The organism is Collinsella aerofaciens (assembly GCF_039758965.1).
Lineage (GTDB): Bacteria > Actinomycetota > Coriobacteriia > Coriobacteriales > Coriobacteriaceae > Collinsella > Collinsella aerofaciens_BR.
Map to the genome: position 1 here is coordinate 35,185 of NZ_JBDMSL010000001.1, position 25,445 is coordinate 60,629.

Annotated in this window: 24 protein-coding genes; 17 read left to right on the forward strand and 7 right to left on the reverse strand. The window is 60.6% G+C overall.

Annotation, left to right across the window (positions count from 1 at the left end):
- The first annotated feature begins 3 nt into the window (after positions 1-3).
- Positions 4-594: a potassium-transporting ATPase subunit KdpC gene (gene kdpC, locus ABHU32_RS00125; RefSeq protein ID WP_346978376.1), complete on the forward strand. Its 591-nt coding sequence runs from the start codon at positions 4-6 to the stop codon at positions 592-594.
- Between the two features lie 245 nt (positions 595-839).
- Positions 840-2,789: an oxidoreductase gene (locus ABHU32_RS00130; protein WP_346978377.1), complete on the forward strand. Its 1,950-nt coding sequence runs from the start codon at positions 840-842 to the stop codon at positions 2,787-2,789.
- A gap of 99 nt (positions 2,790-2,888) precedes the next feature.
- Here ABHU32_RS00130 and ABHU32_RS00135 read toward each other — a convergent pair whose 3' ends face one another.
- Positions 2,889-3,251, reverse strand: a complete 363-nt coding sequence (locus ABHU32_RS00135) for a FadR/GntR family transcriptional regulator (RefSeq protein ID WP_346978378.1) — start codon at positions 3,249-3,251, stop codon at positions 2,889-2,891.
- On the opposite strand from ABHU32_RS00135, the gene ABHU32_RS00140 reads away from it, so the two are divergent.
- Both ABHU32_RS00140 and ilvD read left to right on the forward strand, forming a co-directional pair.
- The gene (locus ABHU32_RS00140) at positions 3,250-3,429 is read left to right on the forward strand and encodes a GntT/GntP/DsdX family permease (protein ID WP_232219726.1); all 180 of its coding nucleotides are present in this window, start codon (positions 3,250-3,252) and stop codon (positions 3,427-3,429) included. The genes ABHU32_RS00135 and ABHU32_RS00140 overlap by 2 nt on opposite strands.
- Before the next feature lie 108 nt (positions 3,430-3,537).
- Entirely contained in the window at positions 3,538-5,316 is a 1,779-nt protein-coding gene (gene ilvD, locus ABHU32_RS00145; RefSeq protein ID WP_346978380.1) for a dihydroxy-acid dehydratase, read from the forward strand.
- 187 nt (positions 5,317-5,503) lie between these two features.
- Here the strand turns inward: ilvD and ABHU32_RS00150 are convergent, their stop codons facing one another.
- Complete coding sequence (locus tag ABHU32_RS00150) at positions 5,504-5,734, reverse strand: arsenate reductase family protein (protein ID WP_430393421.1); 231 nt, start codon at positions 5,732-5,734, stop codon at positions 5,504-5,506.
- 632 nt (positions 5,735-6,366) lie between these two features.
- Here ABHU32_RS00150 and ABHU32_RS00155 point away from each other — a divergent pair.
- The 6 genes from ABHU32_RS00155 to ABHU32_RS00180 all read left to right on the forward strand — a co-directional run bounded on the left by ABHU32_RS00155 (position 6,367) and on the right by ABHU32_RS00180 (position 10,738).
- Positions 6,367-7,806 (forward strand): MDR family MFS transporter, encoded by a 1,440-nt coding sequence (locus tag ABHU32_RS00155; protein ID WP_270225546.1) that lies wholly within the window; start codon positions 6,367-6,369, stop codon positions 7,804-7,806.
- Positions 7,807-7,809: 3 nt separating this feature from the next.
- Positions 7,810-8,316, forward strand: coding sequence for a CBS domain-containing protein (locus tag ABHU32_RS00160; RefSeq protein ID WP_006234745.1), 507 nt, complete (start codon positions 7,810-7,812; stop codon positions 8,314-8,316).
- Positions 8,317-8,490: 174 nt separating this feature from the next.
- Positions 8,491-8,799, forward strand: coding sequence for an MGMT family protein (locus ABHU32_RS00165; protein WP_055309689.1), 309 nt, complete (start codon positions 8,491-8,493; stop codon positions 8,797-8,799).
- 585 nt (positions 8,800-9,384) lie between these two features.
- The gene (locus ABHU32_RS00170; protein WP_006234743.1) at positions 9,385-9,720 is read left to right on the forward strand and encodes a hypothetical protein; all 336 of its coding nucleotides are present in this window, start codon (positions 9,385-9,387) and stop codon (positions 9,718-9,720) included.
- A gap of 5 nt (positions 9,721-9,725) precedes the next feature.
- Complete coding sequence (locus ABHU32_RS00175; RefSeq protein WP_346978383.1) at positions 9,726-10,181, forward strand: site-specific integrase; 456 nt, start codon at positions 9,726-9,728, stop codon at positions 10,179-10,181.
- Positions 10,178-10,738: a hypothetical protein gene (locus tag ABHU32_RS00180; RefSeq protein ID WP_346978385.1), complete on the forward strand. Its 561-nt coding sequence runs from the start codon at positions 10,178-10,180 to the stop codon at positions 10,736-10,738. Before ABHU32_RS00175 ends, ABHU32_RS00180 begins: the two co-directional genes overlap by 4 nt.
- A gap of 87 nt (positions 10,739-10,825) precedes the next feature.
- Here the strand turns inward: ABHU32_RS00180 and ABHU32_RS00185 are convergent, their stop codons facing one another.
- The gene (locus ABHU32_RS00185; RefSeq protein ID WP_346978386.1) at positions 10,826-11,917 is read right to left on the reverse strand and encodes an ATP-binding protein; all 1,092 of its coding nucleotides are present in this window, start codon (positions 11,915-11,917) and stop codon (positions 10,826-10,828) included.
- Positions 11,918-12,008: 91 nt separating this feature from the next.
- A complete protein-coding gene (locus ABHU32_RS00190) occupies positions 12,009-12,689 on the reverse strand; it encodes a YczE/YyaS/YitT family protein (protein WP_055309694.1) in 681 nt (226 codons plus the stop codon).
- A 486-nt stretch (positions 12,690-13,175) separates the two neighbouring features.
- Between ABHU32_RS00190 and ABHU32_RS00195 the strand changes: the two genes are divergently transcribed.
- A complete protein-coding gene (locus ABHU32_RS00195) occupies positions 13,176-13,868 on the forward strand; it encodes a GntR family transcriptional regulator (RefSeq protein WP_346978388.1) in 693 nt (230 codons plus the stop codon).
- Between the two features lie 391 nt (positions 13,869-14,259).
- Here ABHU32_RS00195 and eda read toward each other — a convergent pair whose 3' ends face one another.
- Together eda and ABHU32_RS00205 are read right to left on the reverse strand one after the other, a co-directional pair.
- Positions 14,260-14,901 (reverse strand): bifunctional 4-hydroxy-2-oxoglutarate aldolase/2-dehydro-3-deoxy-phosphogluconate aldolase, encoded by a 642-nt coding sequence (eda, locus tag ABHU32_RS00200; RefSeq protein ID WP_006234738.1) that lies wholly within the window; start codon positions 14,899-14,901, stop codon positions 14,260-14,262.
- A 253-nt stretch (positions 14,902-15,154) separates the two neighbouring features.
- Positions 15,155-16,189: a sugar kinase gene (locus tag ABHU32_RS00205; protein WP_346978389.1), complete on the reverse strand. Its 1,035-nt coding sequence runs from the start codon at positions 16,187-16,189 to the stop codon at positions 15,155-15,157.
- Between the two features lie 233 nt (positions 16,190-16,422).
- On the opposite strand from ABHU32_RS00205, the gene ABHU32_RS00210 reads away from it, so the two are divergent.
- The 6 genes from ABHU32_RS00210 (at position 16,423) to ABHU32_RS00235 (ending at position 23,952) form a co-directional block, all read left to right on the forward strand.
- Positions 16,423-17,445: a LacI family DNA-binding transcriptional regulator gene (locus ABHU32_RS00210; protein ID WP_346978390.1), complete on the forward strand. Its 1,023-nt coding sequence runs from the start codon at positions 16,423-16,425 to the stop codon at positions 17,443-17,445.
- A gap of 134 nt (positions 17,446-17,579) precedes the next feature.
- Positions 17,580-18,917, forward strand: a complete 1,338-nt coding sequence (locus ABHU32_RS00215) for a glutamine synthetase family protein (RefSeq protein ID WP_055286015.1) — start codon at positions 17,580-17,582, stop codon at positions 18,915-18,917.
- Positions 18,918-18,967: 50 nt separating this feature from the next.
- Positions 18,968-19,630 (forward strand): response regulator transcription factor, encoded by a 663-nt coding sequence (locus ABHU32_RS00220; RefSeq protein ID WP_195543861.1) that lies wholly within the window; start codon positions 18,968-18,970, stop codon positions 19,628-19,630.
- 206 nt (positions 19,631-19,836) lie between these two features.
- Positions 19,837-21,297, forward strand: coding sequence for a S1C family serine protease (locus ABHU32_RS00225; protein WP_346978391.1), 1,461 nt, complete (start codon positions 19,837-19,839; stop codon positions 21,295-21,297).
- Positions 21,298-21,544: 247 nt separating this feature from the next.
- Positions 21,545-23,773, forward strand: a complete 2,229-nt coding sequence (gene ligA / locus ABHU32_RS00230; protein WP_346978392.1) for an NAD-dependent DNA ligase LigA — start codon at positions 21,545-21,547, stop codon at positions 23,771-23,773.
- Complete coding sequence (locus ABHU32_RS00235; RefSeq protein WP_346978393.1) at positions 23,773-23,952, forward strand: hypothetical protein; 180 nt, start codon at positions 23,773-23,775, stop codon at positions 23,950-23,952. The genes ligA and ABHU32_RS00235 overlap by 1 nt, the downstream gene beginning before the upstream one ends.
- Positions 23,953-24,038: 86 nt before the next feature.
- Here ABHU32_RS00235 and ABHU32_RS00240 read toward each other — a convergent pair whose 3' ends face one another.
- Positions 24,039-25,385 carry an MATE family efflux transporter gene (locus ABHU32_RS00240; protein ID WP_217107564.1) on the reverse strand — a complete coding sequence of 449 codons (1,347 nt, stop codon included), beginning with the start codon at positions 25,383-25,385 and terminating at the stop codon, positions 24,039-24,041.
- Between the last annotated feature and the right edge of the window lie 60 nt (positions 25,386-25,445).

Below are 25,445 nucleotides of genomic sequence, written 5' to 3' on the forward strand. Positions count from 1 at the left end.
TGTATGTTCAAAGGTGTTGCATCGCGCGCACTGGGCGTGTTCGCGCTGTTTACCGTTGTCTGCGGCCTGGGCTATACGCTCGTCGTGACCGGCATCGCCCAGGTTGCGTTCCCGTATCAGGCGAACGGTTCGCTCATTACGGTCGACGACAAGATCGTGGGTTCCGAGCTCATCGGCCAGAACTTCGATGGCGAAGCCCATATGTGGGGTCGTATCCAGAACGTGTCAATTGTCGAAGGCGAAGACGGCGAGCTCATGGCGTATGGTGCCCCGTCCAACCTGTCCCCGGCGAGTGGGGAGTATCGGCAGCTGATAGATGCGCGCGTGAAGAAGATCCGCGCCGCCAACCCCGATGCCGATATGGACGCTGTGCCCGTCGACCTGGTGACGTGTTCGGGGTCCGGCCTCGACCCGGAGATCTCTCCCGATGCCGCCGAGTACCAGGTCCCGCGCCTGGCGAAGGCCACGGGCAAGAGCGAAGGCGAGGTGCGCGAGATCATCGCCCAGTGCACCAAGGGCCGATTCCTAGGCGTCTTCGGCGAGCCCACGGTCAACGTGCTCAAGGTGAACCTTATGCTGGACGGCGCGCTGTAGGTGAGGGAGTGGCGGATGAGGGCATGACTGACTATCTGAGCCCTCAATTCCACCCCGCCCATCAGTTGCGGTGAAATACGGACTGTTTTGGCTGTCAAAGGCCTCATCTACTCCGTATTCCACCGCAACTTTTTATGGGTCGAGCAGAAGTTGGGGAAGCGCGTGCGGTCGGGTGCTGCGCGGTTGCTGATACGATAAGTACGTTAGCAACTGCCGCCCAGCGGCTCAAACGAAAGGAACCCTGTATGGAGTCCTCCGCCTACCCGATGCTCTTTAGCCCGATCAAGGTCGGAACGACCGAGGTCAAGAACCGCGTCTTTATGCCGCCGGTGTCTACCAACCTTGCCGATCATGGCTATGTGACCGACGATCTGGTCGATCATTACCGTGCCCGCGCTAAGGGCGGCGTTGGCCTGATCATCACCGAGGTCGTGACGGTCGAGCCTACCTATACCTATCTGCCGGGCGACATGTGCTGCTACGACGACACGTTTATCCCTGGCTGGAAAAAGCTCGCCGCGGCCGTCCACGAGTATGGCTGCAAGATCATGCCGCAGCTCTTCCACCCCGCCTACATGGCCTTTAACATTCCGGGCACGCCGCGCCTGATCGCTCCGTCCTTCGTGGGACCGTCCTATGCCCGCGAGGCGCCGCGCCCCATCACGGTCGACGAGATTCACGAGCTCACGCATCAGTTTGGCGACGCTGCCGTGCGTATGCAGAAGGCTGGCGTCGATGGCGTCGAGGTCCATGCGGCGCACGCCCACGGTATGCTCGGCGGCTTTTTGACTCCGCTCTACAACAAGCGCACCGACGAGTACGGCGGCTCGCTCGACGCCCGCATGCGCTTCTTGCTCGAGGTCATCGCCGAGATTCGCGAGCGCTGCGGCAAGGACTTTATCATCGACGTCCGCATCTCGGGCGATGAGTACACCGATGGCGGCCTGACCCTCAACGACATGATCTACGTCTCGCGTCGTCTGGAGAAGGCCGGCGTCGACATGATTCACGTGTCGGGCGGTACCACCATCAAGCGCGGCTCCGCGATTCCCGCCGCCGGTACCCAGCAGGCCTCGCATGCCGCCTGCTCGCGCGAGATCAAAAAGCACGTCAACATTCCCGTCGCCACTGTCGGACGTATTAACGAGGCCTGGATCGCCGAGGAGCTGATCGAGGACGGCGCTGCCGACATCTGCATGATGGGCCGCGCCAATCTGTGTGATGCCGAGTTCTGCAACAAGGCCGCTGCCGGCAACGCCGACGATATTCGCCCCTGCATTGGCTGCCTGCGCTGCCTGAACGGCATTATGTTTGGCAAACGCATCTCCTGCACCGTTAATCCGGATGTGGAGCGCGACGAGGCTGGCTACGAGCCTGCCGCCGAGGCCAAGAACGTGCTCGTTGTGGGCGCTGGTCCTGCGGGCATGGAGGCGGCGTTCATTGCCGCCAAGCGCGGCCACAACGTGGTGCTCGTGGACAAGCAGGACGAACCGGGCGGCGAGATGCGTATCGCAGCCGTTCCGCCGGCAAAGCAGGAGCTCACCCGCGTGATTAAGTATCAGTATCGTCGCCTGGCCGAGGCGGGCGTGAAGTGCATATTTGGCACCGAGCTTACTGCCGAGGACATTCAGCGCGACTACGCCGGCTACGAGGTTGTCCTGGCTTATGGCGCCGAGCCCATCGCTCCGGCCTTCATGCAGGGCTTTAAGCAGGTTATGACGGCCGACGACCTGCTGGGTGGCAAGGCTTTCCCGGGTAAGAAGATCGTCATCGTGGGCGGCGGCACCGTTGGCTGCGAGACGGCCGATTACCTGGCCCCGTTGGTCAACGACCTGTCGCCGGCCAACCGCGATGTCACCGTCATCGAGATGACCAAGACGCTCGCCGCCAACGAGGGCGGTGCCGGTCGCGCGGTGCTCATCACGCGCATGCTCTCCAAGGGTGTCCACGTGCTGACCGAGGCCAAGGTGACCGAAATCACAGAGGACACCATCAGCTACGAGAAGGACGGCGAGGTCCACACCATCGCCGGTGCCGATACACTGGTGCTTGCCATGGGCTATCGTCCCAATACCAAGCTGGCCGACGACCTTGCCGCTGCCGGTGTTGCTGTCCACGTGCTGGGCGATGCCCAGAAGTGTGGCAACATCCGCGACGCCATCGGCGATGGCTACAAGGTTGCCTGCGAGCTCTAGTCAACCCCTTTACACCAATCGATTGCAAAAAGCGGCGGCTGCCCTGTGTGTTGGGCAGCCGCCGCCTGCGTTTTGCCAAAGAAAGATTATTGTCGGGCCCTAAATGCCTTTTGCTTCTGCTCCCTCCGCAATCATGTTGCGGTTATACACCAGGTGCAGATACATCGCGTCGTGCGCGGCGGTGGGATTGCGCGAGGCGATGGCGTCGGCCACATCGCGGTGCGTGCGGATAGTTTCCTCGACGAGCTTTTTGCCAGTCACGTCGATAAAGAGGGGGACGGATGCCTTGAGCACGCCCATCAGGCGGGGAACGACGAGGTTGCCGCAGCTTTCGGCAATGGCATTGTGGAACGCGGTGTCGGCGGCGGAGTAATCCTCACCGGCCTCGGCCAGGTGCTCGGATTCGTCGCAGAGCTCTTTGATACAGATGACCTGGTCGTTGGTTGCGTGCTCGGCCGCCATGCGTGCTATCTGCGGCGGTGCCACGGCCCTCTCGCACGTCAACGATGCCGGTTTTTGGATGTGCTCCTCGTTCCTGGAGATTGACGAGAAAACCACCCTCAAGTCCTGGACCATTATGGAGACGCTCATCGGCCTTTCGGGTCTTGCCTGCGCCCTGGTGATTTCGTTCTTCGCCTAGTTCGCGTAGCTAAGCATCTTTTGCCGAGTGCATCGCTCGGTACCCATTTACACCTGATTCATTAACCAACGATTGGTACAACCGTTCAAATCAAAAGAGGAGAGCATTATGGACGAGAAGACCAAGGCACAGATTCAGCAGGAGGCAGCCGACCTGGTTGCCAAGCTGCAGCCGCGTTCCGGCAAGTTTCGCACCATCAGCCCCGAGATGGACCCGCTGCGTCTGGGGTCTGGCTGGACCATCGAGGATCTGGACAAGCCGCAGGTCATTATCGAGTCGACGTTTGGCGACTCGCACCCGGGTTCTGCCGGCCTGTTTGAGCTGGTCGAGGAGGTCCGTGCTGGCGTTGCCGAGGCTGGCGGTCACGGTGCCCGTTACTTCTGCACCGATATCTGCGACGGCGAGGCCCAGGGCCACGACGGCATTAACTACTCGCTGCCCAGCCGCGACATGATCGCCAACATGATCGAGATCCATGCCAAGGCCACCCCGTTCGACGCCGGCGTCTTTGTCGCCAGCTGCGATAAGGGCCTGCCTGCGAACCTCATGGCCATGGGCCGCATCAACATCCCCTCCATCGTCGTTACCGGCGGTGTCATGGATGCAGGCCCCGACCTGCTGACCCTGGAGCAGCTCGGCGCGATTTCTGCCCGCTACGAGCGCGGCGAGATCTCTCGCGAGGAACTTGAGTTTGCCAAGCACAACGCATGCCCCAGCTGCGGCGCCTGCTCCTTTATGGGCACCGCGTCGACCATGCAGGTTACCGCCGAGGCCCTGGGCCTTATGCTCCCCGGCACGGCCCTGCTGCCCGCAACCAGCTCCGATCTGCGTGAGTTTGCGCGCGAGGCCGGCCGTCAGTCCGTGTGGCTCTCCGAACACAACCTGTGCCCGCGCGACATCGTGACCAAGGAGTCCTTCGAGAACCTCATCATGGTCCACGGCGCCATTTCCGGCTCCACCAACTCGCTGCTGCATATCCCTGCGATCGCCCGCGAGTTTGGCATCGAGATGTCCGCCGACGACTTCGACCGTCTGCACCGTGGTGCCCACTACCTGCTCAACGTTCGTCCCGCAGGTGAGTGGCCGGCGCAGTTCTTCTGCTATGCGGGTGGCGTGCCGCGCATCATGGAGGAGATCAAGTCGATGCTCCACCTCGACGTCATGACCGTCACCGGCAAGACTCTCGGCGAAAACCTCGAGGACCTTAAGAACAACGGCTACTACGAGAAGTGCGGCCGCTACTTGGAGAAATGGAACCTCAAGCGCGAGGACATCATTCGCCCGTTTGACCAGGCTTTTGGTACCGACGGCTCCATCGCCATCCTCCACGGCAACCTTGCCCCCGAGGGCGCCGTCGTCAAGCACACGGTTGTTCCGCGCGAGATGTTCCAGGCCACGCTTAAGGCCCGTCCGTTCGATTGCGAGGAGGACGCCATCCACGCCGTCCTGACGCACGAGGTCAAGCCCGGCGATGCCGTTATCATTCGCTATGAGGGCCCCAAGGGTTCCGGTATGCCCGAGATGTTCTACACCACCGAGGCTATCGCCAGCGATCCCGAGCTGGGTGCGAGCATTGCCCTTATCACCGATGGCCGCTTCTCCGGCGCCTCCAAGGGCCCGGCTATCGGTCACGTTTCGCCCGAGGCTGCCGTGGGCGGCCCGATTGCCCTGATCGAGGAGGGCGACCTTATCCAGATCAACATTCCCGAGCGCTCGCTGTCTATCGTGGGCATCGCCGGCAAGGAGATGGAGCCGGCCGAGATCGATGCCGTCCTGGCCGAGCGCCGAGCCGCTTGGAAGCCCAAGGCTAATCGCTATACCTCCGGCACGCTCAAGTTCTTTACCGAGCATGCAGTTTCCGCCATTCAGGGTGGCTACATGGAGTAGCGCCCATGCGCATCAAATATCTCCTCTCATAGATGTGCGGCACAAAGAGCCCCGAGCCACGTCACCGGGGCGCGTTGTTCAGCGCCGCCGGGGCGCTCCACTCAAACGACAAGAGACGTCTTACGCAAGCGCCCGCGTCCGTGGATAAAACCACGGGCGTGGGCGCTTCACTTTATTCCCAGCCGCTTTATTCCCAGCCCTTCCACACGTCAGGCTCGTAGCCAACGGTTGCCTGGCGGCCGTTGCGAACGATGGGCTCACGAAGAATCTGCTGGTTATCGAGCACCTTTTCGAACTTCTGGTCGGCAGCAAGATACTGTACGAGCGCAACCGTGTCGGCATCTTTCGCCTTTGGATCGATCACAGCGTCGATCCCGCCGACGGCGCGCGCCACGCTTTCGAGCTCGCCTTTGCTCATCCCCTTTTCCTTCAAGTCGATGAACTGGAACTTCACACGACGTTCCTTGAAATAGCGCTGCGCCTTCTTAGTATCGAAGCTTTTTCTTCGTGCCGAATATCTGGATGTTCATACGTACCGCCTTCGCTCAATTCTCGTCCGTCCATGATACGACAAGGGAGCCGAGCAAAAACAGAGCAGGCGGAGATGGAGGAGGACGGCGACCGACCGTCGGCAAGAGTCGGCCGGATCGGACTGGCGCCCAGCGCGCGCCGGCGACACGCTCGCAGCTGCACACATAGCCGATGTACAAGCTCGCCGCGGCGTTCCCTCGCCCCGCGGTGTGGCGATAGAGAAGCACGCCACCCGTCAACGATGGCGCCTCGGTGAAGAAAATCAACGTCTGGGTTACATCCCTTGAAAGGGGCGAAGACGGCTGCTAGAATACCTCCCCGCTATGAAGGATTTGACCAAAGCATACATCGCAATTCGGCGGCCCCTGGTATACGGGGCCTCTCCTGTTGTTCCCCAAGTGCGCTCTGAGCAGCCGCTTTCTTCCTGTCGTATCTGATGCACGCATAGCACGTGCATGTTATTTCGCCCGTGGGCCGGCGCGCCTTCGGCGAAGAATCGAATAGATACGAAGGAAGCTTATGTCTGATAATTGTACGGTCGCGCCCGCCAATGGGCGCATTACCGGTACCCAGATCCGCATCGTCGCGGTCGTCGTCCTGGGTGCCTTCTTGGCGCTACTGAACCAAACGGTGATGTCGCCTGCGCTGCCGGTCATCATGTCCGATTTCGCCATCGATGCCTCGACTGCCCAGTGGATCATGTCCATATACCCGCTGGTGAGCGGCATCATGGTCCCCGTTTCGGCGTTCCTTATCGACAAGTTCAGCACCCGCGCGCTATTCTTCGGGGCGACGCTGGTGTTCGCGCTGGGCACGCTGCTGTGCGCCGCAGCCCCTGATTTCCTGTTCCTCATCATCGGTCGCGTGTTGCAAGCGGCGGGCTCAGGCGTGCTCATGCCGCTTGTCTCGGTGGTTCCCATGCTGGTGTTCCCCGTCGAGAAACGAGGAACGGCTATGGGCATGGCGGGCATCGTCATGTCGGCGGGTCCCGCGGTCGGCCCCGTCGTAGGCGGTGCGGTGATCGACACGTACGGCTGGCGCACCATGATCGGCGCCATCGTCCCCCTCGCAATTCTCGTGCTGGTGCTGGGCGTGTTCATGCTGAAAAACGTGGGCGAGCTGAAGAACCCCAAGCTCGACCTGCCCTCGGTCGTCCTCTCCACCATCGCCTTCGGCGGACTTCTCTACGGGTTCTCGAGCGCCTCGTCGATGGGTTGGGGCAACCCCGTGGTGCTCGGCTCGATCGTCGCGGGTGTCGTGTGCTTGGTGCTGTTTGTCGTACGCCAGGGCAAAATCGAGGACCCGCTGCTTCAACTGGGCACGCTCAAGACGCGCGAGTTCCGCGTGGCCGCCATCATCGTCACGCTCATCAACGCCGCATGCCTGGTCACCAACACGCTGTTGCCGTTGCTGCTGCAAACCTCGCTTGGCGCTTCGGCCTTCGAAACCGGCATGGCCATGCTTCCCGCCGCGGCGGTGGGCATCATCATCAGCCCTATCTCCGGCGTGGTGTTCGACAAGTTCGGTCCGCGTGCCATCTCGATCGTCGGCCTGGCCCTCATGACCGGCGCCCTGTTCCTGCTCTCGCTTTCGACGGTAAACACGCCCATCTTGGTGGTTGCGCTGTTCTGCATGCTGCAGTCCGCCGGCCAGTCGCTCGCGAACATGCCGGTGAACACATGGGGTGTCAATGCCTTGAAAAATGACATGATCGCCCACGGCAACGCCATCGCGAACACCGGCCGCCAGGTCGCCGGCGGTTTGTGCACGGCGCTCATCGTCACGGTCATGACAAGCGTCACCGCGTCGGCCGGCGTCGATGCGAGCATCCAAGTAGCCACCGCCGTGGGCGCGGGCGTCGCTTACAAGGTGTGCGCGGCAATCGGCCTCGTTTCCCTTATCTGCGCCATATTCAGCGTGCGCACCAAGAAAACCGCACCGAAAACGAAGGAGGCATAAGCGATGTCCGAGATTCTGTCCGAGCGCATCCCGCTCGAGCTCGAGGGGACGCCCGTTTCGAGCATCATGATTGAAGAGCCGTTCACCTGCACGCAGGATTGCACGATTTCCGACGTGGTGCGCATGCTCGCCGAAAACGAGGTGAGCAGCATGCCCGTAATCGATGAGCGCAACCAGGTGGTCGGGTTCATCTCCGACGGCGATGTCATGGGAGCCATCGCGCAGCATCGCGCTCACACCATCTTCACGGGCGGCGACGCGTCCATGCTGTACTTCGACGATCAGAGCCTTGAGCAGCGCATCGAAGACCTGAAGGATCGCTGCGTCATGGATTTCGCGACGCGCCAGGTAGTGTGTGCCCGTCCCGAGCAGAGCATCGCCCGCGTCGCCGCGCTGCTGGCGAAGAAGAAGTTCAAGAAGCTTCCTGTGGTTGATGACGAGGGCAAACTCGTGGGGGTCATCCGCCGCTCCGCCATCACCAAATACATCTTCGGCATCCTTTTCCAATAGGGGCAGGTCGCACTTGAGGCGAACATCTCGAGGCATCGAGCCAGCAACTGGACCAGACAACCTTGACACGCACGCGCTTTCCCTCGATGCTTCGGTAAGGGGAGCTGCGAAAATCGCAGTACGGGTGATCGGCGCCGCGCCCCCGAAGGCAAAAGCGAACACGGGAGCGATACGATGGGAAAAGTCCTGGACGAAGATTTGGTTTATGAGATTCTCTCCGTCGTGGCAGAGATTCCGGCGGGATGCGTCGCCTCGTACGGTCAGATAGCGCGCCTCATCGGCAGGGAGAAAAACTCTCGCCTGGTCGGAGCGGTGCTGAGCGAGGCGGATCGCTACGGCGATTATCCCTGCCACCGCGTCGTCAACCACGCGGGACGCCTCGTGCCAAACTTCCCCGACCAGCGAGCACTACTGACGGAGGAAGGAGTCGCCTTCCGAGACAACGGCTGCGTCGACATGAAAAAGCACCAGTGGAACGAGTAGCCAGGCAGCGTAGCGTCGAAAGGAGCGACGCCACGGGGAACGACCTGCGCCCCGCCGCCGGACAACCTATGGCAAAGTGACACGTCCTACAAAGAGCGGCGCACCAGTACGAGACACGACCGCGACGTAAAAAGACCCTATGATACTCGTAAGCATCTATCTGATTGCCCGCCTCGAGGTACCCAAAGAACGAGAGATGCCGAAACCCCTAGACAAAGAAAAAGGTCGGGAGCTTTTATGCTTCCGACCTGAAGTTTCATGGTCGCGGGGGGCGGATTTGAACCACCGACCTTCGGGTTATGAGGTCGCTACGACGTTGTTTCATTCAGACATTTCGACCCAAATTGAAGTCAATATAACTCCAGGTCATTTGATGTTTTCATAGATTTACGAAAGAAAAGTACGCGGAATAATTCGACCCAAATTCGACCCACAACGAGCTTGAAAGCGGTCAGGCGGAGCATTACCCTTGGGGTGTGACCCCACGCAGGGCCCACCACCAAGGGTAATGCCCAGCCGCCCCAGCCCTTTGCGCCATTCCGCGCAACCGAGCGCGATTCTCAGGCACTTCAGGCAAGGAACACGATGAACGACCGTCCTCTCGTCATAGGCAAAGGAACGAAGCAACGCCGCGACAAATACACGTGGCGCTACCGTCACAGCCTCGGCAAGGATCCGGTCACGGGCAAATACCGCTATTCGCCGTGGCAGACCATACATACCACCAAAAGCCGAGAGGTCGACGCCGCACTCGAAGCCTACAAGGCAGAACTCAACAGCGGCACCTACGTCCAAAAATCGAGGGACACCGTCGGCTCGTACGCAAAAAAGTTCCACGACAACCGCGAAGGAACCATCACGCCGCTCGCCTACTCGACATCCTACTCAATCGAGAACCGGACGCGCACATCACATGCATGATGCTCATGCTCGACACCGACATGAGAAGGGCAGAAGCCCTCGGGATGACGTGGTCCGATGTCTCCGTCGAGAACAGAAGCATCCTCATTGAGCAGCAGTTCGCGGCCGATCGAAGCGTTCGCTCGCCCAAAAGCAAGAAAAGCGTGCGGAGGATCTCGATAAGCGAGACGCTGACGTCGTATCTCGAATTCTGGAAAAAGGAGCAGGCCCGCGAAATGGAAGCCTTCGGCCTGGAACAAGTCAAAGGCACTCCGCTCGTCCACTCATTCGAACGAACGAAAGACAGGCATCCCCAAGTCAACTTCATGGACCTGAATGGGTTTTCGCGCTGGTTCAGAAACTTCAGCGTCGAGAACGGGTTCGGCAAGTTCGAAGGCGTTCGAACATACCATTATGTGAAGGAACTGTCGACGGGGAAACGATTTCGAAGCGTTATGAGCATAAAGAGTGGCTCGAATTGAGGGATTACCTCAGGAAGCATCCCAAGGTTCGCGAGGCGAGGCATATCAGCACATATGAGAGCGAGCACCTTCCTTACGGATATTCGGGCCTATCGAGCCACACCGCTACTGCCGCTACTGCCCGCTACTGCCCGCCAGCTTCCGAACCAGCGGGCGGTAGCAGCACCCCGAACATCTCGCCGACAGCGCAGAGAGTCGTCGACCTGGCGGCCAAGGCCGACATCGAGGACGTGATGCTGTGCGACCTGCCCGGCGTCCTGTCCTTCCTAGGGCTGCCACCTGAGACGGAGATGCCGCCGGGCAACAAGGGGAAGACGAAGCTCAAGAAGCTCTACAGGAAGGTGGCGCCGAACAAGGCATACCACTCCGGCGAGCGCGCCAAGGATTTGATCTCGCACCTCGACATGGCAGAGATCAGGGCATCGGCGCCCGTCCAAGAATTGGGATGCAGTTCAATACGAGCTCGGGGCTCTTTTCGTCTAGGTTGGGGACGCATGGCCGGACGAAAACAATTTGCGTCTGGTAATAAGCGTACGAAAGCGCAATTTACGTCTTAATTCCGTACGCAAATCAAGACGAAAATCGTTTACGTCTGCTTTAATCCGTACGAAAACGGTTTTCGTCTTGCAGGGCAGTTGCCGTTTCTACAGTTCAACTTCCAGTTCGGCTTTGTGCTCGTAGAGGTAGTCGCGCATGTAGGGGATGGCAAATGAGACCTTGCCGTACGAGGGAGCCTCGATAATCGATTCTCTTAACAGGCGGCTGCGGACGGAACTCACCTGTTGAGGCGTTTTGTTTAGGGCATCGGCAACCATGCTGGTCGAGCTCGTCTGCCCCAAAGATGCCATGCTCAGCAGATAAGCGATGCACGTGGGCGGAATGCGCTGTAGCGCGGGCTCAATCACCATGGCACAGAAGCGTTCGCGTGCCGTTGCAATGCCGCGCTCGGCTTCTTCTTCTCCAATAATCGGTGTATGTGCGCGTCTTGCCAACTGCCATGCGTAGTATCCAACGAGTTGGATCATGAAAGGATAACCTTGCGTTGCCTCGGCAAGTTGCCCGGCAATACCTGGCTGCAACTCCATGCCAGACGCTTCAATGGTTTCCTCGAGGGAGTACGACACTTCGGTTACTGCCACAGCCTTCAGGTCAAAGGGGAGGGCACGGCGCAAAAACGTAAGTGTCTTTCCGTTGATGATGCTTTCAATCATCGAAGGCAGCCCCGCAAAAACAAAGGCTATATCAAGGTCTTCGCCGATAACCTGCTGAATCGCAATGGAGAGCGTTCGGACCTCATCGAGCTCTGCGTCTTGAACCTCGTCGAGAGTGATGAGCAGGCCATTTTCATTCTTGGATATTGTCTGTCTCATGGCGTCGCGTAGCGATGGACCGATTCGCTCAATGTCTATGCTGCCGATGGATATGCCAGCTACGGTGGGCTCAAATCTGGCGTGTTTGGCCTGGAATTTGGGCTGCAGCTGTTCGAGAATGCGTTGGCAAAGTCCCTCGGTTGCGACCTCTTTTATGACCGTCCAGCCACGGCTTTGCGCCAAACGTGAGCACTCGTCAAGGAGGACCGTCTTGCCCGTTCCACGGACGCCGGCTATGCGCATTAGGCGCCCCGGGGCACCAGGCCCGTTGACGAGGCCCTCATTGAATTCTTCGAGCACATCTTCGCGGCCGATAATCGTGGGAGGTGTTTTACCTGCTGTGGGCTTAAAAGGGTTTGTTTGCATGTGAGCCACCTTTGCTCAAGATATAGCAAGATATAGCAAAGTATAGCAAGATATAGCAAAGTAAGCGCTACTCGCGGGTTTTGCGGTGGTGCTATTTTCCAAATGCCGCGCGGATAAAGCGCTGGGCGAACAGCTTGTTGGCGACGTTGATGACATGGCCCAGGAACAGTGCCGAGATGGCGGTCGTGACGCCAAAGCCGCCCAGGTTGTACATAAAGATCAGCGACAACGCGAGCGAGGCGGCGACATGTGAGCAGTCAAACACGACTTTTACGTCACCAAAGCGGCGTTTAAGCTTTTCGGCAATGACTTGCACCAAGCCGTCGGGCGCGTTGGGGACAACGCCCATGTTGACGACGAGACTTACGCCAAATGCGGTGACAGCGAGGGAGAGCAGCATGGTCGCAATCTGTGTGGGGAGTGCCGTGGGATGCAGTGGGTTGACCGCCATGAAGAGGTCGGTCAAGCCGCCAATCAGCGTTGAGAAGAACAACTCGAGCAGGATGCGCGGCTGGAACTCGCTTCGCAAGATGGCTAATTGCGCCACGATGTAGGCGACGTAGGTTGCGGTGATCCAAAAGCCGAGCGTCTTGCCAGTGAGCATGGATAGGGTTGTGGCAAAGCACGTGAGCGCGGCGACGCCCAGGCCGGATGCCGTCTGGAGACTCATACCGAGTGCCAGTACTGCAACGCCCACAAGATACATCAGCATTCTGATGACGGTATGGCACCAGTCGATGTTCTCGCCATGCATGATGATGAGCGGTCGCATGTTGCTACCCGTCCTTTCGGTTGTGTGAAAAAGCTGACCCGGGCCGGCAAAAGAGGGTTATCGGAGGCACTGCTGCAAAAGCAGAAAAGCCGGCCCCACGGTCAGTCGTCTAGGAAGTGTCTCGCTGTGCCGGAATGGGACTAAAGGTCCAACGAGACGGGAAGAAAGCAAATGGTATTGCGTGGGCGATAAGATGCCAAGATGGTAGGGTGCGTCTTAGCATCCTATTGCCCACGCTCAACGAAATCGGTTTCGTTTGAGTCTAAGTATACGCACGGGATTTTATTTGCGAAGAGAAAAACAATAAAAAGGTGAACGTTCACCTAATCGCAACAACTCGTTGGCTGTAGTTGCGGTGGAATAGTTCCTGTTTTGCTGCTGAAGGCCTTGAACAGGAACTATTCCACCGCAACTTATGATGGGGCGGGGGATGCGATAGTATTGCATGGTGGTATTCGACTAACCGAGGACTTATCCGAGGGCTTTATGGAACAGCACCAGCATTATCAGAGCCTGCAAGACCAGGCGTACAACGCATTGCGCTCCAAGATCATCTATGCCGAGCTCAAGCCCGGCACGCGCCTTTCGGCGATTGGTCTGGAAAAAGAGACGGGAATCGGGCGCACACCCATTCGCGAGTCCTTTGTGCGTCTGCGCGAGCAGGAGCTGGTGGAAACGCGTCCCAAAAGCGGCACCTACGTCTCTAAGATCAGCATGGAACGCGCTGAGAACGCTTGTTTCTTGCGCGAGAAGCTCGAGAGAAGCGTGCTTATTAAATGCTGTTCGGCCGCCTCGCCCGAGCAAAAGCAGTGGCTTGAGCAGATTCTTGCCGAGTCCGAGTCGCTCGACCATAGCGAAACGCGTCGCTTTTTCGACCTGGATAACCTGTTCCATGAGACGTGTTTCGTGATTGCCGGCCGTCACATGTTGTGGGATTGGATGAAGAGCATCAACACACATTTTGAGCGATACAACTGGTTGCGTATGGTGTCGCAGGACCTGGATTGGGAGCCGATTCGTCGGCAGCATCGCCGGATTCTCGAGGCCATTAAGAGGGGCGATACCGACACGGCGAGCTATCTGGCAGAGACGCACTTGCACCTGATGCCCGAGGAGCAGGGCCCGGTTATCGCCTTGCATCCCGACTATTTTGAGCTGTCCAAAGACTCGTTCATCTAATCAATCCCCATATAAGTTGCGGTGAAATAGGGACTGTTTTGTGACCTAGGTGGCGCAAACAGTCCCTATTTCACCGCAACTGCGTTGGGGTGTGACCGGGGCACAAAGATGCGGTGCCGCTTGGAGGGAAAGACCGGAAGCAAAGGTCCATTCCTCCAGACGGCGCCGCAGCTGTTTTGATGGCTCGGCTTTTACCGAAGTGGCTCAGTTGAGCGCGACTGCCAGCCGATTATACAAAGCGGCTCGGGGGCGTGTCGCTTCCGTCACGTTCTATCAGCATACAAGACGGTTTTGGTTCTTGTTCGTGACGGAAACGGCGCGCTTCCGAGCCGCTTTAAAAGAAAGGGGGCGAGGTCTAGGGCACGCCCCCTTTCACGATAGAGAGCTAAACCTAGCCGCGGACCTTCTTGACGACGTCCATGGCCTCGCGGGCGATCTGCTCGACCTTGGAGAAGTCGCCGTCGGCAAACAGGGCCGGCTTGACCATCCAGGTGCCACCGCAGGCGATGATGGCGGAGGAGCTCAGGTACTCCTCGACGTTGGCGGTGCTCACGCCGCCGGTAGGCATAAAGCGGTGACCGACAAACGGAGCGGCGAGGGCCTTGATGGTGTTCAGGCCGCCATACTGGGACGCGGGGAAGAACTTGGTGACCTTGAGGCCCAGGTTCTCGGCTGCGGTGACCTCGGAGGGGGTCACGGTGCCGGGAAGGACGGGCAGCTCGATGTCGATGCAATGCTTCACGACGTCCTCGTTGTAACCCGGGGAGACGATGAACTTGGCACCGGCGGCGCGGGCCTGCTCAACCTGCTCGACGGTCAGGACAGTGCCGGCGCCAACGCACATCTCGGGCTCGGCCTCGGCCATAGCGGCGATGCACTCGGCGGCGCAGGCGGTGCGGAAGGTGACCTCGGCGGACTTCATGCCAGCTGCCATAAGGGCGTGGGCGAGCGGGGCGGCGTCCTCGACCTTGTCGAGCACAACGACCGGCACGATGCCCAGGGACTCAAGCGTGGTGTAGAACTGATCGAACATGATGTTCCTTTCGATGTGTGGCGCGCATGGGCGCGTGATTACCAAATGTGCTGGTCAGGAGCCGATTTTGGATTGGTTATCGGAGGCACCGCTTGGGGTTCAAGCAATTCCAAAACCGGCTGCTCGACCAGTCATGTAGGGAATGCCAGACAAAACCGGAATGGGACTGGTGGTTTTGCCCGGCCGGAGGAATCGGGGAGCGGGCCGCAGAGGTATGGGATTGGAAAGCTGCGGCCCGCGGAATGGAGACGGACTAGCGTGCGACGCGGGTGCCACCGTCGGCGGCTGATGCCACGGCTGCGATCTCGTCTGCGGTCACCAAGTTGGAATCGCCCTTGATGGTGAGCTTGAGGATCGAGGCTGCAATCGCATAGTTGACGGCGTCCTGCGGGTCAAAGTCGTTGATGAGGGCATGGACGAGGCCGGCGTTGAAAGCGTCGCCGGCGGCAACGCCCTCGAGCACGTGCACGTCGTGAGCAGGGGAGAACCAGTGCTCGCCACTCTCGGCGTCAAAGAGCATGCCCATCCAGATGGAGCGCTCGACGCAGGAGATGTTGCGGACGACCGAAGCGACCTTCTTGCAGCCGTACTCGGCGCAAATCTGACGGGCCATCTCGACGTAGGTGTCGCGCTCCTCGATGCCGTGGGCAAGGGAGCCGGAGACGCAGGTCATGCCGAGGCCAGCAGGCGCGTCCTCGTCGTTGGCGATGCAGATGTCGACGAGCGGCAGGAGCTCCTTCATGGTGGCCTGCGACTTCTCGGGCGACCACATCTTGCCGCGATAGTTCACGTCGCACACGGTCGTGATGCCCTTGGCGCGGCAGGCGGTGAGGGCATCCTTGCAGGCGGCAGCCATCTCATCGGAGACGGCGGGGGTCACGCCGGAGAAATAGAAGACATCGATGCCCTTGAGGATCTCGTCCCAGTTAAAGACGTCGCGCTTGGCCATGTTGATGGCAGAGTACTTGCGGTCGTAGACGCAACCGTTACCGCGCTGCGAGGCGCCGACCTCAAACACATAGGAGCCAAGACGGTCGCCCTGACGCACGACGCGCGTGGTGTCGACGCCGTAGGCCTTCAGCGAACGCAGGGCGCACTCGCCCAGACGGTTGGCCGGGACAACGGAGACGTAAGCGGCCTTGTCGCCCTGGTAGGCCAGGGAAAGCGCAGTGTTGGCCTCGGCGCCGCCGTAGTGGACGTCAAACTCGGTTGCCTGCTCAATACGCAGGTGGTCTTTGGGTGAGAGTCTCATCATGATCTCGCCGAAGGTAAGAACCGTTTTACCCATGGTCGCGCAGCTCCTTTTACTCGTGCGTACACCTTTGATATGGCGTTGGCACGCAGGTGCCAAGACGGTAGGGTGCGTCTTTGCACCTGCGTGCCAACGCTCGCCGAAATCGGTTTACGAAATCGGTTTCGTTTCGAGTTGTAGTATACTCACCTACAGCGTTTTGCAACCGAGATTTTTAAAAAATGCCTAAAATGGCTCAGACCGCCGACAATTGGGAAACGGGGTGCGTTATGGCGCAGATGAGAATCAAGGACATTGCCGCCGAGGCGGGCGTGAGCCCGGCCACGGTCTCGCGCTATCTCAACAACCGCCCCGGGCAAATGACCGAGGAAACCCGTGCTCGCATCGCGGCGGTTATCGAGCGCACCGGCTATCGCCCGCGTGCCGCCGCGCGCAATCTACGCAGCTCGCGCACCAACCTCATCGGCGTGATCCTGGCCGACATCGCCAACCCGTTCTCCAGCGCCATGCTCGAAGGGCTTTCCGTTAGCGCCGCCGCGCGCGGCTGCTCGCTCATGACGGCCATTAGCGGCAACGACCCCGCTAAGGAAGCGGAGTCGCTCACCAGGCTTATCGATGCCGGCGTGGACGGCCTGGTCGTCAACACCTGCGGAGGCAATGACGAGGCGATCGCCGCGGCAGCGGGACGTCTGCCCGTCGTGCTGCTCGACCGCGACGTTGCCGACGGCGGTGTTGACCTGGTGACATCTAACAACCGTGAGCTGGTCGCCGGCTTGGTAGACGCCTTGGCAGCTGCGGGCAGCGAGCGTCTGTGCCTGCTCACCGAGGCAAGCGACGATAGCCCCGTGCGTCGAGAGCGCGCCGAGGCCTTTGCCGACGAGCTTTTGCGCCGCGGCCTTGCGGGCGAGGTCGTCACCCTGGCCGATGGCGGTGCCACGGGCGTTGGTCGCTTGGACAAGACCATCCGCGACTACGCGGGCAAAAGGCTCGGCCTTATCGCCGTCAACGGCCTGGTTTTCCTGCGTCTGACCGAGGCGCTGGCGCAGCTTGGTCCCTCGCTGCCGGCGGGGCTCAAGATCGCGACGTTTGACGACTACCCCTGGAACCATGTGCTCTTTGGCGGCGTCACCACGGCCGCGCAGGACACCCTCACCATTGCCGAGCGCGTAGTCGAGCGCCTTTCCGAGCGCATCGACGTCGTTACCACCACCGTGGGCGAGGCCGCAAAGCTGGCGCCCAAACGCATCGAGATCCCCGGCCACATCGAACACCGCGCATCGACCTCGCGCTAACCATTCGTTCGCAACTGCCTGTTCGCGCACGTTTTTTGAGCGCTTGATACGCTTTAACCCTGCGGAAACATTTTTCTGCGATAGTATCTGCGATATAGACCAGTCGAAACCCGCCCGAAAGAAAGGGGAGCGACATGAACCAGCAGAACATCGATTACGTACTCCGCTCCGTAGAGCAGCGTGACATCCGCTTTGTGCGTCTGTGGTTTGTCGACATTCTCGGCCGCCTCAAGAACTTTGCCATCAGCCCCGAGGACCTCGAGGTCGCTTTTGAGGAGGGTATTGGCTTTGACGGCTCCGCTATCGAGGGCTTTGCCACGCCCGAGGAAGCCGACATGCTGGCGTTTCCCGATGCTTCGACCTTCCAGATCCTGCCGTGGCGCCCGAGCCACAACGGCGTCGCCCGCGTGTTCTGCGACGTGTGCACTCCCGATCGCAAGCCGTTTGCCGGCGACCCGCGCGATGCCCTGCGCCGCATGTTCCGCAAGGCCGAAAAGGCCGGCTACCTGCTCAACGTGGGCGCCGAGCTGGAGTATTACTACTTCCCCGACGAGCACACGCCCGAGCCGCTCGACAACGTGGGCTACTTCGATCTTTCGGTGAGCGATGCCGCCCGCGACCTGCGCCGCAACACGGTCCTCACGCTCGAGAAGATGTCCGTGCCCGTGGAGTACACCTTCCACGCCGCCGGCCGCTCGCAGCACGGCATGAGCCTGCGCCACGCCGAGGCCCTGAGCATGTCCGACGCCATCACCACGGCCAAACTCATCATTAAGCAGCAGGCTTACGAGAGCGGGTGCCACGCCTCCTTTATGCCCAAGCCGTTGGCGGGCGAGGACGGCAGCGCTATGTTCCTGTGCCAGTCGCTATTCGACCACGACGGCAACAACGTCTTTTGGGGCGAGGACGACGAGAAGTATCACCTCTCCGATATCGCCAAGCACTACATGGCCGGCATCCTGGCGCACGCGCGCGAGATCAGCGCCATCACCAACCCCACGGTAAACTCGTACAAGCGCATCACCACGGGCGGCGACTCCGTGCCGCAGTACGCCACGTGGGGCCTGCGCAACCGCGCGAGCATGGTCCGCATCCCGGTCTACAAGCCCGGCAAGCAGCTGTCCACGCGCATCGAGCTTCGTAGCCCCGACCCCATGGCCAACCCGTACCTGGTCAACGCCGTCACGCTGGCGGCTGGTCTCGACGGCATCGAGCGCAAGCTGGAACTCCCGCCCGAGGCAACGGCCGAGACGCTCAAGCTTACCGACCGTCAGATGGTCGAGGCCGGCTACACGCCGCTGCCGCGCTCGCTCAAAGAGGCGCTCGACGTGTTTGAGGACTCGCAGTTTATGAAGGATGCCCTCGGCGAACACATCCACAGCTTCTTCCTCAAAAAGAAGCGCGACGAGTGGCATAAGTTTGAGTCTACGATCACCGAGTGGGAGATCAAGCACTACCTGGCGAACTCCTAATCGCGCTGGCTTGTTCCAGTACGATTGAGCTCATTTCTTTGGAGGCCGATATGTCCGAAAAGAGTGCCCTGTTCATGGCGCGCACGACGCGCTTCCACGAGTTTGCCCGCAGCTTGACGACTACCCTGGGTGTCGAGGTGAGCCTGGCTACTCCCGATTCGCCGACTGCGGCGCACGACTTTGACCTGCTGATCCTCGATTCCGATGGCATCCGCAGCGACCGCATCGATCAGATTGCCAAGTGGCTTGACGATCGCGGCGGCGTCCCCATGTTGGTGATCGTCGACGATGAGGCGCTCGGCACCCTGCGCCTGCCCAATCACGCGCATGCCGACTTTGTGTGCCCCACGGCGACGCCCAACGAGCTCAAGGCTCGCGCGCAGCGCTTGATGGGCGAGGAGGAGACCGTTACCGCCGACGATGTGCTCAACATCGATAACCTCGAGATCAACCTGGCTACCTACCAGGTGACGCTCGATGGCGAGCCCATCGACCTGACGCTGATGGAGTACTCGCTGCTGAGCTTTTTGGCGACGCACCCCAACCGCGCCTACAGCCGCGAGGTGCTGCTGCACCGCGTGTGGGGCTTTGAGTACTGCGGCGGTACGCGTACCGTCGACGTGCACATCCGACGCATCCGCTCCAAGGTGGGCCCGCAGATCGCGGCACATATCACCACCGTCCGCGGCGTGGGCTATCTGTTTAAGGACTAGCTTTTCACCACAAAGGGGACAGGCACCTTTGTGGTGGTTTTGCCGTAGGCCGGGTCCTTTCGGGCCTGCAACAGAACTTAAGCCTTCCTAAAAGATTGCGTTCTCATACACGTTCGCCCGCATATTGGGGTACAACTCAACGTGAACAATGATGGCCCGCCACATGTTTGGCGGGCCTTTGGTTATTTGACGAAAGGATCGCAGCCATGAGCGAGAACGATTCCCAGCGTCCCCAGGATGTGGGCCACGTCGGCGAGACTCAGCAGCAACCGCGCGTACAGGTTGAGTCGACGCCTGCCGGCAGTAACATTCCCTACGTGCAGGCCTACGACACGCAGACCGGCAAGCCGCTGGGTGGCCAGCAGGTTGTAAACAAGCACACGGTGGTCAAGACCAAGACCAAAAAGCTGCCGATCTTTATTACGGCACTCGCCGGCTGTGCATGCGGTGCCCTGCTGGTCATTGCGCTCATTATGAGCGGCACGCTCGATATCGGTGGCGGCAAGAATGCCGTGACGGCGGGTGCTTCGGGCTCATCGACGCAAAAGATTACGATTGATTCCGAGGACACCACGTTGGCCGAGGCCGTTTCCGCCAAGGCCCTGCCCTCCGTCGTTTCCATCACCGCCACTTCGAGCGGCAGCCAGAATGGCTCGCTTTCGCAGTCTGCTGATGAGTCGGATAGCTCGGGCAGCGTCGGTTCGGGCGTAGTGCTCGATACCGAGGGCCACATCCTCACCAACAACCACGTGGTCGACGGCTACGACCAGTACGTGGTTACCATGGACGACGGAACCACGTACGAGGCCGAGTTCGTGGGCAACGATGCCTCGAGCGACCTGGCCGTCATCAAGCTCAAGGACGCCGACGCTTCCAAGCTCACGCCGATCGAGATCGGCGACTCCTCCAAGCTCAACGTGGGCGAGTGGGTCATGGCAATCGGCTCGCCGTTCGGCAACGAGCAGTCTGTCTCCACGGGTATCGTGTCGGCGCTGTATCGCTCCACGGCCATGAGCTCTACCAGCGGTAACACCATCTATGCCAACATGATCCAGACCGATGCCGCCATCAACCCGGGCAACTCCGGCGGCGCGCTCGTCAACGACAATGGCGAGCTGGTGGGTATCAACTCGCTCATCGAGAGCTACTCGGGCTCCAGCTCGGGCGTGGGTTTTGCCATTCCGGTCAACTACGCCAAGAACATTGCCGACCAGATCATCGACGGCAAGACGCCGGTGCATCCGTACATGGGCGCCACGCTTTCGAGCGTCAACGCGCTCAACGCCCGCACCAACAAGCTCAGCACCGATAGCGGCGCGTATGTGGCAAGTGTCGTCGAGGACGGCCCTGCTGCTAAGGCTGGCATCCAAGAGGGCGACGTCATCACCAAGCTGGGCGACGACGAGATCACGAGCGCTGATGGCCTGATCATCGCACTGCGCAGCCACGAGGTGGGCGAGAAGGTCGAGATCACGCTCATGCGCGGCAAGGAAGAGAAGAAGGTCACGGTTGAGCTGGGCTCCGATGAGGAACTGCAGAACCAGCAGCAGGACGACAGTTCGACCGACACCGGCAACGGCGGTATTACCGACGAGCAGCTGCGCCAGTATCTGGAGGAGCTGCTGGGCCAGCAGGGCCAGGGCCAGGGCTACGGTCAGGGTTTCTAACGAGCCGTATCGCACATATCGAAGCCAGAGGGGCTGTCCCATCAACGCGGGACAGCCCCTCTTTTCTCATTGATCCGTTGGGGACGGAGGAAAACGGACCATTTGGAAATGGCAAGGGCATGGTTTGATTGCGCGATCCACCCGGTCTGGCGGCTGCCGATTCGGTGCGGTTGGAAAGGGCGATTTGGCTCCATCGCGACCGGTGGTACTCTTGTATCCGTTTGAAATCGAGCGAAGGAGTGCCGCTATGGAGCAATCGAGCCTGTTTGGTGACGGCGTGGACATCGATACCGAAACACCCGCGAGCACGGATACCGCTTCACCGGCTGATGCCCGTGCCCAGTCGGCAGCGCGTGCGGCCGAGCTGCGCCACGAGCTCGATTACCACGCCTATCGCTACTACATGCTCGACGCGCCCGAGATCACGGACGCCGCCTTTGACAAAATGCTCGTTGAGCTGCGGGAAATCGAGGCGACCTACCCCGATCTGGTAACGCCCGACAGCTATACCCAGCGCGTGGGCGGCTACGTGAGCGAGCAGTTTACGCCGGTCACGCACATGGCACGCATGTATTCCATGGACGATGCCATGGATCTGGACGAACTCGACGCATGGCTCCAGCGCACCGAGGATGCGCTTGGCGCCGGTAGCGTCACCTATACCTGCGAGCTCAAGATTGACGGCTTGGGCGTTGCGCTTACCTATCAAAACGGCACCTTCGTGCGCGCGGCCACACGCGGCGATGGCACCACGGGCGAGGACGTGTCGCTCAACGTCCGTACCATCAAGGATGTGCCCATGCACCTGTCCGAGCCGGCGCTCGCCCACATGGGCGCCGACCGCGAGCGCACCATCGAAGTACGCGGCGAGGTCTATATGCCCAAGGGCAGCTTTGTGCGCCTGAACGACGAGGCCGATGCCGAGGGCCGCGACCCCTTCGCCAACCCGCGCAACGCCGCCGCCGGCAGCCTGCGTCAGAAGGATCCCAAGGTCACGGCGCGCCGCGACCTTGCCACCTTTATCTATGCCATCGCCGATACCGACCCGCTGCACGTCCACAGTCAGCGCGAGTTCCTCGATTGGCTGCGTAGCGCCGGCTTTAGCGTCAACCCCAACGTGGCTCGTTGCGCAACGCCGGCAGAGGTCCACGAGTTCTGTGCCCAGGCGCTCGAACATCGCGGTGACCTGGACTACGACATCGACGGCGTGGTCGTAAAGGTCGATAGCTTCCAGCAGCAGCTCGACCTGGGCTTTACCGCCCGCGCACCGCGCTGGGCCATTGCCTTTAAGTTCCCGCCCGAGGAAAAGCAGACCGTCCTGCGCGAGATTCGCATCCAGGTGGGCCGCACCGGTGTGCTCACGCCGGTTGCCGAGTTCGACCCGGTGACGGTCGCCGGCTCCACCATCGCGCGCGCCACGCTGCACAACATCGACGAGATCCGTCGCAAAAACGTGCGCGAGGGCGACACCATCATCGTGCACAAGGCAGGTGACGTGATTCCCGAGGTCGTGGGCCCGGTACTTGACAAGCGCCCGGCCGACTCGGTCGACTGGCACATGCCCGAGGTCTGCCCCGTGTGCGGCAGCCCCGTGGTCCACGAGGACGGTGAGGTTGCCTACCGCTGCGTCTCCATCGACTGTCCCGCGCAGCTCAAGGAGTGCCTGCTTCACTGGGTGAGCCGCGGCTGCATGGACGTCGACGGCCTGGGCGACGAGATCGTCGACAAGATGATCGCCGCCGGCCTGATCCACGATGTCGCAGACTTCTACCAGCTCACGGTCGATGACATCGCAGGCCTGGACACGGGGCGCACCTATGCCAGCTCCAACAGCAAAAAGGGCGTCAAGAAGGGCGACCCCATTCCGGTGGGCCTCAAGACAGCCGAAAAGATCGTCGCCGAGCTCAACAAGTCCAAGAGCCAGCCGCTCGGTCGCGTGCTGTTTGCCCTGGGCATCCGCCACGTGGGCAAGAGCGTGGGCGAGGTCATCGCCGAGCGATTCCTGTCGATCGACAAGCTTATCTTGGCGAGCGAAGAGGACATCGCCGAGTGCGAGGGCATCGGTCCCAAGATTGCGGCGAGCGTCAAGCAGTTCCTGTCCGTGCCCGAGAACCTAGCCGTGCTGGAACGTCTGCGCCAAGCGGGCCTTTCGCTCGAGGTCGACCTGAGCGCCGCACATGCGCAAGCCGCAGCCGACGCTGGCGTGGCGGGCGAGCTCGCCGACGCACAACCACTCGCGGGCCTGACCTTCGTGCTTACTGGCACGCTTGTCAATCGCACGCGCGACGAGGCGGGCGCGGCGCTCAAGGTGCTTGGTGCCAAGGTCTCGGGCAGTGTTTCAAAGAAGACGAGCTATCTGGTCGCCGGTCCCAAAGCGGGCTCCAAGCTCACCAAGGCCGAGCAGCTGGGCGTGCCCGTATTAGATGAGGATGCACTCGAGCAGATCCTGGCGACTGGTGAGGTGCCGGTGGCGTAATGGATATAGAGAATCGCAATTGCTCGCAGGCGGAAGGGCGCACGAAGCACGACCAAGTGCAGGCAAAAGAGCACCTGATGGCGCGAATTCGCATTGCGGAACGTGAGCGCTCGGCAGGTGCGTCTCGCGATGCTTTTGAGGCGTTGACCGAGCTAGAGACGCGGCTCGGTCTAGCCTAGCGATACGGGCACCGTGATCTGCGTCACGTAGGTTGTGGGGTCGTCGCTGATGATATCGTCGATGAGGGCGATTTCGCGTCGTCCCGCTACGCTACCAACTTGTCAAAAGCCCCGCGCCGGTTGAGCACGGTAAACGCGACAACACAGATGACCGCCGACAAAATCGATCCGCACGGCGAGGCGATGCCCATGGGAAACAGCGTGTCGGAATAGGCGTTCGACAGCAGCCACGCGCCCGGCACGCGAATGAGCGCCACGGCTAGTACGTTGTGCGCAAAGCCGATGTAGCTCTTGCCGTATGCAGCGAAAAAGCCACTAAAGCAAATGTGGATGCCGGCAAAGATCGCGTCGAAAATGTAGCTGCGCATGTAGCCAGTGCCGGCCGCGACCACTGCGGCGTCCTTGGCAAAAAAGCCGATAAACGCCGGCGCTACCAGCCACATCAGCACCGTGATCAGGCAGCCGTACACCACCGAGATGGTCATGGCGTCTTTGAGCACCTGACGAGCGCGATCGCCCTTGCCCGCGCCGGCATTTTGCGCCGTGAGCGCGCTGACGGTGGCGCCCATGGAGCTCGGCACAATGAACAAAAAGCTGATCATCTTCTCGACCAGGCCCACGGCGGCGGCGTCGACCAGGCCGCGGTGGTTGGCGATGACGGTGATAAACATAAACGCCACCTGGATGCAGCCGTCCTGCACGGCCACGGGCACGCCGATCTTAAGAATGCTGCCGAGCACCTCGGGCTGGGGGCGCAGGTCGCTGCGCTTAACGTGGATGTTCGTGCGGCGGCTCTTGAGCCACACGAGCGCGAGGGCAACGCTGGCCGTCTGGGCGGTCACCGTGCCGAGTGCCGCGCCCACGGGGCCGAGCCCCATGTGGCCGATAAACAGAAAATCGAGCGCGATGTTGATGATGCACGCCACGCCAATCACGTACATGGGCGAGCGCGAATCGCCCAGGCCGCGAAAAATGGCCGAGAGGATGTTGTATGCGGCGATAAACGGAATGCCGACAAAGCAGATGCGCAGGTAGGCGGCGGTGCCTTCGACCGCCTCGGCCGGCGTGCCAATGAGCGCCACGATCTGTGGGCACAGTGCGAGCAGGACAGCGGCCAGCACCACCGAGACACCCATAAAGAGCGTAATGGTGTTGCCGATGGCGGTCTCGGCGCGGTCAAACCGGCGCGAGCCCACGGCGTGACCGACGATGACCGTCGTTCCCATGGCCAGGCCCACGAGCGTCACGGTAATGATATAGAGCGTCTGCGCGCCATTGCCCACGGCGGTGATGCCGGCGGCGCCGCTAAACTGCCCCATCATGTACAGGTCGGCCATGCCGTAGAGCATCTGCAAAAAGTACGAGAGCATATAAGGCAGGGCAAAGACCGCGATGGTCTTAAGGACATTACCGCGTGTGAGGTCGTGTTCCATGGGCGAGGCACTTTCTGGCTGGGTTTGTTTACGTACCAGTGTAGTGAAAACCCTATAACG